Here is an 11,465-nt window from a genome sequence, read left to right as displayed (position 1 = left end):
TGAAGCAATTTCGTTTGATTTTTTCGAACTGGAAGCCGATAAGCCCGGGCATCCCCGCATTTGGAGACCGAGGCCATGGCAGCCGACAAGAACGCATTCGTCTGGAATGATCCTTTCCTGATCGAGGACCAGCTTTCGGAAGACGAGCGGATGGTGCGTGATGGCGCCGCGGCATTCGCCGCCGACAAGCTCGCCCCTCGGATCGAGGAAGCCTATCTCGAGGAAAAGACCGATGCCGGGATATTTCGCGAGATGGGCGAGGCCGGGCTGCTCGGCATAACCATTCCGGAAGAATATGGCGGACTCGGCGCCAACTACGTCACCTATGGGCTGGTGGCGCGGGAAGTCGAGCGCATCGACTCGGGCTATCGATCGATGATGAGCGTGCAGTCGTCGCTGGTGATGTATCCGATCCACGCCTATGGCTCGGAGGCGCAGCGCAAGAAATACCTGCCGAAGCTCGCCAGCGGCGAGTGGATCGGCTGCTTCGGCCTGACCGAGCCGGATGCCGGTTCCGACCCGGGCGGCATGAAGACGCGAGCCGAGAAGACGGCGAACGGCTACAAGGTCTCCGGCTCGAAAATGTGGATTTCCAACGCGCCAATCGCCGATGTGTTTGTCGTCTGGGCGAAATCGGCCGCGCATGACAACGAGATTCGCGGCTTCGTGCTGGAAAAGGGCATGACAGGCCTCTCGGCGCCGAAGATCGGCGGCAAGCTGTCGCTTCGCGCATCGATTACCGGCGAAGTGGTGATGGAAGGCGTCGAGGTCGGCGAAGATGCGCTGCTGCCCAATGTCTCAGGCCTGAAGGGTCCGTTCGGCTGCCTCAACCGGGCGCGCTACGGCATCTCCTGGGGTGCGATGGGCGCGGCGGAGGATTGCTGGCACCGGGCCCGCCAATACGGCCTCGACCGCAAGCAGTTCGGCAAGCCGCTGGCCGGCACGCAGCTTTTCCAGAAGAAGCTCGCCGATATGCAGACCGAGATCGCGCTCGGCCTGCAGGGCAGCTTACGGGTCGGGCGGCTGATGGACGAAGGCAAGATGGCGCCGGAGATGATCTCGATCGTCAAGCGCAACAATTGCGGCAAGGCGCTCGACATTGCCCGTCAGGCCCGCGACATGCATGGCGGCAACGGCATCCAGATCGGCTACCATGTCATGCGCCACGCGCAGAACCTCGAAACCGTCAACACCTATGAGGGCACGCATGACGTGCATGCGCTGATCCTCGGACGGGCACAGACCGGATTGCAGGCGTTTTTCTAAAGGGCCATGCCCTTCGCTTCGTCATCCTCGGGCTTGACCCGAGGGTCCATGCCTTGAGTCGAGGCGCCGCTGCGGTGCAGGATCTTTCAGGGAAGGGTCACGACAGTGGTTCGTGCTGCACTGCTGCATTCTTCGGTTAGCGTCACGGCATGGATGCTGGGGTCTGCGCTTCGCTCCTTGCTCCGCCCCAGGACGACGAAGACCCGAGGCCTTCGCCAATCGCAGATGCTGGAGGCCAGCGGTGGCCAGTCGTGTTAAGCGGAGTTGCGTTCAATAGCTGCTTAAATTAGGTGCACCGCAACATCTCTGCTTGGAGAATGGCCAGCATTTGTGTCAGGGTTCGGCGAATTCGTTTGAAACGCCGACTTTCGGGGCCCCATGGCAATTCTGGCAGCTGTCTACCACCTGACCCATTACAAATATGACCGGCCGGTCGTTCTCGGCCCGCAGGTCATCAGGCTGCAGCCGGCGCCGCATTCCCGCACCAAGGTGCTCAGCCATTCCTTGAAGGTCGGGCCGGCGAACCATTTCGTCAATCTGCAGCAGGACCCCTACGGCAACTTCCTTGCGCGTTTCGTGTTTCCGGAACCTGTGACGGAGCTGAAGATCGAGGTCGACCTCGTTGCCGACATGACGGTTTATAACCCATTCGATTTCTTCGTCGAGCCGTCGGCCGAAACGTTTCCCTTCGAGTATCCGGAAGAGATCAGCGACGATCTCGCCATCTACCGGACGCCGGAGCCGGCCGGGCCGCTGCTGTCGGCGTTCCTGCAGACCATCGATCGCAGTCCTACCAACACCGTCAATTTCGTCGTCGACCTCAATGCGCGCCTGCAACGCGAGATCGCCTATATCGTGCGCATGGAAACCGGCGTCTTCTCACCCGAGGAAACGCTGGCCGCCAAGCAAGGCTCGTGCCGCGACACGAGCTGGCTGCTGGTGCAGATCCTGAGGAACCTCGGCATCGCCGCGCGCTTCGTCTCCGGCTATCTGATCCAGCTGAAACCCGACCTCGTCGCGCTTGACGGGCCGCCCGGCACCGCCGTCGACTTCACCGATCTTCATGCATGGTGCGAAGTCTATCTGCCAGGCGCCGGCTGGATCGGCTTCGACCCGACCTCCGGACTGCTCACCGGCGAAAGCCATGTGCCGCTCGCCGCGACGCCGCATTTCCGCAACGCCGCGCCTATTTCCGGCATGGCCAGCTTCGCCAATGTCGAGTTCGGCTTCGACATGCGGGTCGACCGCATCGCCGAGCATCCACGCATCACCAAGCCGTTCTCCGACGAAAGCTGGCAGGCGCTTGACGCGTTGGGCAACCAGGTCGATGCCGCGCTCGAGGCCGGGGACGTGCGGCTGACCATGGGTGGCGAGCCGACCTTCGTGTCGATCGACGATTTCGAGGCGGAGGAGTGGAACACCGCCGCCGTCGGCCCGACAAAACGCGAAAAAGCCGATGCGCTGATCCGCCGGCTGCGTGAGCGTTTCGCGCCCGGTGGCTTCCTGCACTACGGGCAGGGCAAGTGGTATCCGGGCGAAAGCCTGCCGCGCTGGACCTTCTCGCTGTACTGGCGCGCCGACGGCGAGCCGGTGTGGAGTGATCCATCGCTGATCGCACGGGAAAACAGCGAAGCAGTTGTCGGACCGAAGCAGGCTGAAGGCCTGCTGACGGCGATTGCCGATGAACTCGGCATCGACAAGACCATGGTCAGCGAAGCCTATGAGGACCCGGCCGAGTGGCTGCTCAAGGAAGGCAAGCTGCCGGAAAATGTCGATCCGTCCAATTCGAAGCTGGACGACCCCGAGGAGCGCAGCCGCATGGCGCGGGTGTTCGAACGCGGCCTGACCAAGCCATCGGGCTATGTGCTGCCTGTCCAGCGCTGGAACAGCCAAGCGTCCGGACCGCGCTGGCGTTCGGAGAAGTGGAAGACGCGGCGCGGCAAGCTGTTCCTGGTGCCGGGAGATTCCCCGGTCGGCTACCGCCTGCCGCTCGGCACGCTGCCCCATGTGCCGCCGGCGCAGTTCCCGTATATCGTGCCGGTCGATCCTTCCCTGCCGCGCGGACCATTGCCGGCGCGCGAGACTATTTTGCCTGGAGCCGCTCCTTTACCGGAGGCTGCCCCAGCCGAATTGGAAGGCGCCGACGAAATGGTGCGACGCCAGCAGGCGGCGTCCTTCACCGCCGCGACCGGCCAGCAGGACCGTGTCGAACAGGAAATCACCGAGATCGGCGGCGCGGTGCGCACCGCACTGTCGGTCGAGCCGCGCGACGGGCGGCTTTGTGTATTCATGCCGCCGGTCGAGGCGCTGGAAGACTATCTCGAACTGGTCGCAGCGGCCGAGAACGCGGCAAAGGTTATCGGCCTGCCGGTGCATATCGAGGGCTACGGTCCGCCTCACGATCCGCGCCTCAACGTCATCCGCGTGGCTCCGGATCCCGGCGTCATCGAGGTGAACATCCATCCGGCTGCGAACTGGCAGGACTGCGTGGCGACGACCACAGCGATCTACGAGGAGGCGCGGCAGACGCGGCTCGGCGCCGACAAGTTCATGATAGACGGCCGCCACACCGGCACAGGCGGCGGCAACCATGTCGTCGTCGGCGGCGCAACACCCAACGACAGCCCGTTCCTGCGCCGCCCCGACCTGCTGAAGAGCCTTGTCCTGCAATGGCAGCGCCACCCGTCGCTGTCCTATCTATTCTCCGGCCTGTTCATCGGCCCGACCAGCCAGGCGCCGCGTTTCGATGAGGCGCGCCACGATTCGCTCTACGAGCTCGAGATCGCGATGGCGCAGGTGCCGCATCCGGACAGTGGCAGCGCGCCGTTGCCGTGGCTGGTCGACCGGCTGTTCCGCAACCTTCTGACCGACGTGACGGGGAACACGCATCGATCGGAAATCTGCATCGACAAGCTGTTTTCGCCCGACGGGCCGACCGGCCGGCTGGGGCTGGTCGAGTTCCGCGGCTTCGAGATGCCGCCCAATGCGCGCATGAGTCTGGCGCAGCAATTGCTGGTGCGCGCCATCATCGCCCGCGCCTGGAAGAATCCGCTCGAAGGCCGCTTCGTGCGCTGGGGCACGTCGCTGCATGACCGTTTCATGCTGCCGCACTATGTCTGGGCGGATTTTCTCGACGTGCTGGACGACCTCAAGCTGAACGGCTTTGAATTCCGTCCCGAATGGTTCGACGCGCAGCTCGAATTCCGCTTCCCGTTCTGCGGCGAGGTCCAGCATGCCGGCATCAAGCTGGAACTGCGGCAAGCGCTGGAGCCGTGGCATGTCATGGGCGAGCAGGGCGCCATCGGCGGAACCGTGCGCTTCGTCGATTCCTCGGTCGAGCGGCTGCAGGTGAAGACCGAAGGGCTTAACCCGGAGCGTCACGCGGTCGTCTGCAACGGCCGCATCGTGCCGATGAAGGTGACCGACACCAGAGAGATCGCGGTGGCGGGCGTCCGCTTCAAGGCCTGGCAGCCGGCATCGGGCCTGCATCCCGCGCTGCCGGTCAATACGCCGCTGGTCTTCGACATCTACGATCGGTGGTCGGAGCGGGCGATCGGCGGTTGCGTCTACCATGTCGCACATCCCGGCGGGCGCAGCTACGACACCTTCCCGGTCAACGGCAATGAAGCGGAGGCGCGACGGCTCGCCCGCTTCGAGCCGCGTGGCCATACGCCGTCCGGCTACGTGCTGCGCGACGAACAAGCCTCTGAGGATTTCCCGATGACCCTTGACCTCAGGCGACCTGCAAGACTCTGATCAGCCATGGCAAAGGGGAATCACAAGAAAATACGCGGCAGATCGCATAACCTGCTGGAGCATTATCAGCCGATCGACGGTGTCGTCGACGAGATGGTCGATGCATCAGGCAATCCCCGCCCGGTCTGGAAGGACTTCATCGAGGCACTGGAGGAACTGGGCCCCGAAAAGCTCGCCCAGCGCTTCGCTCGCGCCGACCAGTATCTGCGCGACGCCGGCGTCTATTACCGCGTCTACGACAAGGCCGGCGCCAATGAGCGCGAATGGCCGCTGGCGCATGTGCCGCTGCTGATCGAGGACCAGGAATGGGCCGCGATCAGCGCCGGGCTGGTCCAGCGGGCCGAGCTGTTCGAGGAAACGATCGCCGATATCTACGGGCCGAACCGCCTGGTCGAGAAGGGCATCTTGCCGCCGGGGCTGATCGCAGCCAGCCCGGAATATTTGCGGCCGGTCGTCGGCACCAGACCGGCCAGCGGCCATTTCCTGCATTTCTGCGCCTTCGAGCTCGGCCGTGGACCGGACGGCCGCTGGTGGGTGCTGGGTGACCGCACGCAGGCGCCGTCGGGTGCCGGCTTTGCGCTGGAAAACCGCGTCGCAACCACGCGTGCGCTGTCCGACATCTATGGCGAGATGCACGTGCATCGCCTTGCAGGCTTCTTCCGCCGCTTTCGCGACGCGCTGAACGGCATGGCCAAGGTATCAGGCGGCCGTGTCGCCATCCTGACGCCGGGGCCGCTCAACGAAACTTATTACGAACATGCCTATATCGCTCGCTATCTCGGCATCATGTTGCTTGAAGGCGAGGATCTGACCGTCTCCGGCGGCCGGCTTATGGTGCGCACCGTTTCGGGGCTTATGCCGGTCAGCGTGCTGTGGCGACGGCTCGACGCCGCTTTCGCCGATCCGCTGGAGTTGCGGCCGGAGTCGCAGATCGGCACGCCTGGGCTGGTCGAGGCGATCCGCATGGGAGCCGTCTCAGCCGTCAACGCGCTCGGCTCCGGGCTGATGGAAACGCGGGCGATGTCCGCCTTCCTGCCGAAGATTTCGCGCGAATTGCGCAACGAGGGGCTTCTGCTGCCGAGTGTCGCGACGTGGTGGTGCGGGCGGGACGCGGACCGTGACCATGTGCTGGCTAACCTCGACCGCATGGTGATCGGTCCGGCGCTGTCGACGCGGCTTGCCTTCGAGGATGACGATTCCACGAGGCTGGGCTCGGCGCTGGTTGCCGGGGAGCGGGCCGAACTGATAGCCCGGATCGAAAGGGACGGCGGCGGCTTCGTCGGACAGGAAGCGGTGACGCTTTCGACCACGCCGGTCTATGTCGGCGGCTGGCTGGAGCCGCGACCAGCAGCCCTGCGCGTCTATCTGGCGCGAACCGCGGAAGGCTGGACGGTGATGCCCGGCGGCTTTGCCCGCGTCGGCTTTTCGCTCGACCCGACGGCAATCGCCATGCAGCGCGGCGGCCAGGCGGCGGATGTGTGGGTGGTCAGCGACAGACCGGTGGAGCGCGAGACGCTGCTGCCGCAGGAGCACGACACCTTCACCCGCACCTTGCCGGGCAGCCTGCCCAGCCGCGCGGCGGAAAACCTGACATGGCTCGGCCGCTATATCGAGCGATCGGAAGACACGGTGCGCATCCTGCGCGCCTATCACGTGCGGCTGGCCGAGGCATCCGACCCGGACATGCCGCTGCTTGCCGATATCAGAGATTATCTCGAACCGTTCGGCATCGACGTCGAAACCGCGATCCCGCCGGGGCTGATCGGCACACTGGACAGCGCCGTCTACAGCGCCGGACAAATCCGCGACCGCTTCTCGCCCGATGGCTGGCTGGCGCTGAAGGATCTGTCGAAGACCATTCATCAATTCGCCACAACGGTGGCGCCGGGCGATGATGCGACGCGGGCGATGACGGTCATCCTGCGCAAGCTCGCCGGGTTTTCCGGCCTGCTGCATGAGAATATGTACCGCTTCACCGGCTGGCGCTTCCTGGAGATCGGCCGGCGGTTGGAACGCGGCATCCAGATTGCCCGCACGCTCGCCAGGCTGACCAGGGCTGCGGCGCCGGACGGCGCGCTCGACATGATGCTGGAGATCGGCGACAGCGTCATGACCCACCGGCGGCAGTATCCGGTGCAGGCCGGCCGGCGCACTGTGATCGACCTCCTGGTGCTCGATCCGCTCAACCCGCGCTCCATCCTGTTCCAGCTCGAGCGGCTGAAGGCCGAAATCGCGCTGTTGCCTGCTGTCGGCGGCGAGGGGCACATGTCGCCGGCGGCGAAAGAGATCCTGCAGCTCAACACGGCGATCGCCATCAAGGAGCCATCGGACATGACGGCGCCGGCCCTGGCCGATCTCGCCAACGAGATCGGCGGCCTCTACAACAGCCTCGCCAAATCCTATTTCGGGTAGGGACGGGTTCGGATAAAGGCGGGCATGCTCTACGATATCAGGCTCAAGCTACGTTACGATTACGATGCTGCGGCCGGCGGCGGCCGCCATCAGGTGCGCGTGCTGCCGCCGACGGTATCGGGCGTGCAGCGCGTGATCGCCGCTTCGCTGTCCTTCGCACCGGCGCCGAGCGAACGCTCGGATTTTTCCGATTTCTTTGGCAACAATGTCACGTCGATCGCCTTTCGCGACGTTCACGATGCGCTCGACATCAGGATGAGCGCGCGCGTCGCGGTTTCGCGGCCGGAACCTGGGCTTGACGTGTCGCCCGACATTCGCCGGCTGAGGGAGGAACTCGATGCGGTGCGGTCGCTGTCGCCTGATACACCGCATCACTTTCTGGCTGCCAGCGACCATGCCGGCATCGATGCGGCGATCACCGCCTACGCGCGGAGCAGTGCCGGCAACTCCGCTGTCAGCACGGCCATGGACCTGTGCAACCGGATCTACCGCGATTTCACCTATGATGGCGAGGCGACTACGGTGCAGACCCGGGCAAGCGATGCCTTCGACCTGAAGCGGGGCGTCTGCCAGGACTTTTCGCATATCATGATCGCCGGCCTGCGCGGCCTGGGTGTCCCCGCCGGCTATGTCAGCGGGTTCCTGCGCACCATTCCGCCGCGCGGAAAACCGCGGCTGGAAGGGGCCGACGCCATGCATGCCTGGGTCAAGGTGTGGTGCGGGCGCGACACCGGTTGGCAGGAGTTCGATCCGACCAATGGCATGCGGGCAAGCAACGACCACATCACCGTCGGTCATGGCCGGGACTATTCGGATGTAGCGCCGATCGTCGGCGTCCTGAAAACAACCGGAGGGCAGGTCGGCGAGCAAGCAGTCGACGTCATTCCAGTCGTGCTGGAAAAGGCATAACGGCAAGCGAGGCCGCACTCGATTTCTAGGCGCCGAACGTAGACAGAGGACGGCTCCTCGAACGCACACGCGGTGAGCCTGACATCATTCTGAAAGCCATTCGCGGAACCAGCGGCGGGTCCGGCGCTTATCTACGGGAAAATTTCTCGCGGAGAGGACATGTTGGACAAATCCGGGTCGCCATCCGGCCGATCGGCTGGCAAGGAGGTTGCACCAAAAGACGGGGCGCCGACAAATGGGTCGCAAGCCTCTGCCGATCGAGCCTCGCTTACCTACCTCACCGACGCCGAGCCCGGTATCCGGCGTCTCAGGGCTGGCAAGGGATTCTCATATAAAGGCCCTGACGGGCAGGGTGTCGACGACGACACTATGGCCCGCATCAGGGCGCTCGCCATTCCACCGGCGTGGACGGATGTGTGGATCTCGCCGGATGCTGACGGTCACATCCAGGCGACAGGCCGTGATCAGCGCGGACGCAAGCAATATCGGTATCATGCGCTATGGGCGGAGGAGCGTGACGGCGTCAAATATTTGAGCCTGGTTGCCTTTGCAGAAAGCCTGCCTGAGCTGCGACGCCAGATCGATGCCGATCTGCGCCGTCACGGCCTGCCGCTGGAACGCGTTGTCGCCGCTGTGGTCTGGCTGCTCGACAACACGATGATCCGCGTCGGCAATGCCGCCTACGCTCGCGACAACAACAGCTTTGGGCTGACCACGCTGCGCGACCGCCATGTCGATATCAATGGCTCGAGCCTGCGTTTCGCTTTCAAAGGCAAGTCCGGCAAGGAATGGAAGCTGAAGCTCGTCGATCGCCGGATCGCCAGGATCGTGCGCGGGGCGCAGGATCTGCCGGGCCAGAAGCTGTTCCAGTATCTCGACGACGACGGAAGCAGGCGACCGATCCGATCCGACGACGTCAACCGCTACATCAGGGAGACGGCAGGGGCGGATTTCAGCTCCAAGCACTTCCGAACCTGGGGCGGCACTATCCATGCTGCGTCACTGTTTGCGCAAACCGAACGACCCGAAAGCCGGGCGCAACAGAAGCGTGTGATGAACGACCTCATCGACAAGGTCGCCGAGCGGCTGGGCAACACCCGCGCCATCTGCCGCAGATGTTACATCCACCCGCAAGTTTTCGATGCCTGGTCCGAAGGACGGCTGCTCAGCGAAATAGCGGATGCGAACAAGCGGAAACGATCGATACCCGGTCTTGACGACGAAGAGGCTCTCGTACTGAGATGGCTGAAGGCGCAGGGGAGCTGAACCGAACGGAGCCGCCGCAGGCTTTCGTGATCCGTGCAGGACGTAATTTTTTGTCGACGTCATGTCGGGATAGGCCCTAGTGTTTCGTCCTTTGACAGAGAAAAGGACGACCCATGCTTTACGCGATCCTCTGCTATGCCTCCGAAGACGTCGTCTGCTCCTGGAGCAAGGCGCAAGATGACGCTGTCATGAAAAAACTCCTGGGCGTGCAGGAAAAATACGCTCAGGCGGGCCGGCTCGGCCCGGTCGCGCGGCTGCTGCCGACAACCGCTGCGACAACCCTAAGAAAGGTCAAAGGCGAAGCGGTCGTCATCGACGGACCATTTGCCGAAACCAAGGAACAGTTCCTCGGCTTCTACACCCTCGAATGCGCCGATCTCGAGGAGGCCGTCGACTTTGCGCGTGAACTTTCCGAGGTCAACCCGAGCGGCGGCTCCTACGAGATACGTCCGGTTTCGCTCTTCAATCCCGCCAAGGTTTCCGCATGACCGACCTTACCTGGATCAGCACGGCGATCAGCACTGCCCGCCCCCAGGCGATGGGCGCGCTGCTGCGCTACTTCCGCGATCTCGATGCGGCGGAGGAAGCCTTCCAGGACGCTTGCCTGCGAGCTCTGAAGAACTGGCCGACAAACGGCCCGCCGCGCGATCCGGCAGCCTGGCTGATCTTCGTCGGCCGCAACAGCGGCATCGACGCGGTGCGCAAACGTGCCAAGCAGGCGCCGCTGCCGGAAGAGGACCAGATCTCCGACCTGGAAGATGCCGAGACCGACATCGCCGAACGGCTGGACGGCGCGCACTACCGCGATGACATATTGCGGCTGCTGTTCATCTGCTGCCATCCCGACCTGCCGGCGACGCAGCAGATCGCCGTGGCGTTGCGCATCGTTTCAGGCCTGACCGTCAAGCAGATTGCCCGCGCCTTCCTCGTCGGTGAAAGCGCCATGGAGCAGCGCATCACCCGTGCCAAGGCGCGCATCGCCGATGCCGGCGTGCCGTTCGAGACGCCGGGTGCGGTTGAGCGGTCCGAACGACTGGCCGCCGTCGCTGCCATGGTCTACCTGATCTTCAACGAAGGCTATTCGACCAACAGCGGCGAGGCACCGGCCCGCGCGCCGCTCTGCGAAGAAGCAATCCGGCTGGCCAGGCTGCTGCTTAGGCTGTTCCAGACCGAGCCGGAGATCATGGGCCTGACGGCGCTTTTGCTTCTCCAGCATGCGCGTGCGCCGGCGCGTTTCGACGAGAATGGCGAGATCGTGCTGCTCGAAGACCAGGATCGCAGCCTGTGGAGCCGCAAGATGATCGACGAGGGGCTGGCGCTGGTCGACAAGGCGCTGCGCCACCAGAAGCCGGGTCCCTACCAGGTGCAGGCCGCGATCGCCGCCCTGCATGCGCGGGCGGCGAGGCCTGAGGATACGGACTGGAACGAGATCGACCTGCTCTACAGCTTGCTCGAGCAGATGCAGCCGTCGCCGGTGGTGACGCTCAATCGCGCCGTCGCGGTCGCCAAGGTGCGCGGGCCGCAAGCGGCACTTGCCATGATCGAGCCGTTGGAGCAAAGGCTTTCCGGCTATTTCCATTTCTTCGGCCTCAAAGGCGGCCTGCTGATGCAGCTTGGTCGTGGCGAGGAGGCGCGCATCGCCTTCGACCGTGCCATCGCTCTTGCCAACACGGCAGCCGAGGCCGCCCATATCCGCATGCATATCGACCGCCTGATGAAGGAAGGCGCCGCGCGGGGAACCGCGCAGACAGCGCGCTGAACGAGTCACTGGTTCAACGGTCTGACCTTGGCTTAGACCATGCCGGGGTGGCGATTTTTCCCTGAAACGAGTAATGCCACGCCATGACAGCGCCTGA

7 protein-coding genes are annotated in these 11,465 nt (G+C 64.2%); all 7 read left to right on the top strand.

Going from position 1 to position 11,465, the window contains the following annotated elements; all coding sequences use genetic code 11:
• The first annotated feature begins 75 nt into the window (after positions 1–75).
• The 7 genes from CIT31_RS01640 to CIT31_RS01610 all read left to right on the top strand — a co-directional run bounded on the left by CIT31_RS01640 (position 76) and on the right by CIT31_RS01610 (position 11,368).
• A complete protein-coding gene (locus tag CIT31_RS01640) occupies positions 76–1,266 on the top strand; it encodes an acyl-CoA dehydrogenase (protein WP_095517196.1) in 1,191 nt (396 codons plus the stop codon).
• A gap of 378 nt (positions 1,267–1,644) precedes the next feature.
• Positions 1,645–5,022: a transglutaminase family protein gene (locus CIT31_RS01635; protein ID WP_095517195.1), complete on the top strand. Its 3,378-nt coding sequence runs from the start codon at positions 1,645–1,647 to the stop codon at positions 5,020–5,022.
• Positions 5,023–5,028: 6 nt separating this feature from the next.
• Positions 5,029–7,434 (top strand): circularly permuted type 2 ATP-grasp protein, encoded by a 2,406-nt coding sequence (locus tag CIT31_RS01630; RefSeq protein WP_095517194.1) that lies wholly within the window; start codon positions 5,029–5,031, stop codon positions 7,432–7,434.
• A 24-nt stretch (positions 7,435–7,458) separates the two neighbouring features.
• The gene (locus CIT31_RS01625) at positions 7,459–8,343 is read left to right on the top strand and encodes a transglutaminase family protein (protein ID WP_095517193.1); all 885 of its coding nucleotides are present in this window, start codon (positions 7,459–7,461) and stop codon (positions 8,341–8,343) included.
• A gap of 159 nt (positions 8,344–8,502) precedes the next feature.
• Positions 8,503–9,609, top strand: a complete 1,107-nt coding sequence (locus CIT31_RS01620) for a DNA topoisomerase IB (protein ID WP_095517192.1) — start codon at positions 8,503–8,505, stop codon at positions 9,607–9,609.
• A 113-nt stretch (positions 9,610–9,722) separates the two neighbouring features.
• Positions 9,723–10,097 (top strand): YciI family protein, encoded by a 375-nt coding sequence (locus CIT31_RS01615; protein ID WP_095517191.1) that lies wholly within the window; start codon positions 9,723–9,725, stop codon positions 10,095–10,097.
• Positions 10,094–11,368 (top strand): RNA polymerase sigma factor, encoded by a 1,275-nt coding sequence (locus CIT31_RS01610; protein ID WP_095517190.1) that lies wholly within the window; start codon positions 10,094–10,096, stop codon positions 11,366–11,368. The genes CIT31_RS01615 and CIT31_RS01610 overlap by 4 nt, the downstream gene beginning before the upstream one ends.
• Positions 11,369–11,465 lie beyond the last annotated feature (97 nt).

Source organism: Mesorhizobium wenxiniae (assembly GCF_002284535.1).
Taxonomy (GTDB): Bacteria; Pseudomonadota; Alphaproteobacteria; order Rhizobiales; family Rhizobiaceae; genus Mesorhizobium; species Mesorhizobium wenxiniae.
This window is presented reverse-complemented; position numbering and strand designations above follow the sequence as displayed.

Bases quoted from the DNA above. Each gene is read 5' to 3' on its own strand.
- CIT31_RS01640 (WP_095517196.1), top strand. From the start codon at position 76: ATGGCAGCCGACAAGAACGCATTCGTCTGGAATGATCCTTTCCTGATC.
- CIT31_RS01635 (WP_095517195.1), top strand. From the start codon at position 1,645: ATGGCAATTCTGGCAGCTGTCTACCACCTGACCCATTACAAATATGAC.
- CIT31_RS01630 (WP_095517194.1), top strand. From the start codon at position 5,029: ATGGCAAAGGGGAATCACAAGAAAATACGCGGCAGATCGCATAACCTG.
- CIT31_RS01625 (WP_095517193.1), top strand. From the start codon at position 7,459: ATGCTCTACGATATCAGGCTCAAGCTACGTTACGATTACGATGCTGCG.
- CIT31_RS01620 (WP_095517192.1), top strand. From the start codon at position 8,503: ATGTTGGACAAATCCGGGTCGCCATCCGGCCGATCGGCTGGCAAGGAG.
- CIT31_RS01615 (WP_095517191.1), top strand. From the start codon at position 9,723: ATGCTTTACGCGATCCTCTGCTATGCCTCCGAAGACGTCGTCTGCTCC.
- CIT31_RS01610 (WP_095517190.1), top strand. From the start codon at position 10,094: ATGACCGACCTTACCTGGATCAGCACGGCGATCAGCACTGCCCGCCCC.